Annotated in this window: 1 protein-coding gene; it reads left to right on the top strand. The window is 28.1% G+C overall.

The window, feature by feature from the left end:
- Nucleotides 1-28: 28 nt before the first annotated feature.
- A partial coding sequence (locus tag CHH67_RS26665; protein ID WP_218832093.1) for a hypothetical protein occupies nt 29-231 on the top strand: 203 nt, incomplete at its 3' end.

Below are 231 nucleotides of genomic sequence, written 5' to 3'. Positions count from 1 at the left end.
TCTTAATATTATAATTCGGAAACATCCTATGTCAGAAAGATTTGAAGCACGCTTTTTTGAAACTCTTGATGCAGAGTATTCAGAATATTTTATACTTGAATCAAGGAATGAATTAAGTGGTTATTTGGAGGATGTTGAGATTGATGGTTTTTTTAATCTCTTAAAACAGTTTGGTAAAATTGAATTTCGATATAAAGATATACTGGAGTATTATCAATCAAATTCCAACTT

The organism is Paenibacillus campinasensis, assembly GCF_002272015.1.
Taxonomy (GTDB): domain Bacteria; phylum Bacillota; class Bacilli; order Paenibacillales; family Paenibacillaceae; genus Paenibacillus_AQ; species Paenibacillus_AQ campinasensis.
Note: the sequence above shows the minus strand (reverse complement) of the source record. Positions and strands in the feature narration are given on the sequence as shown.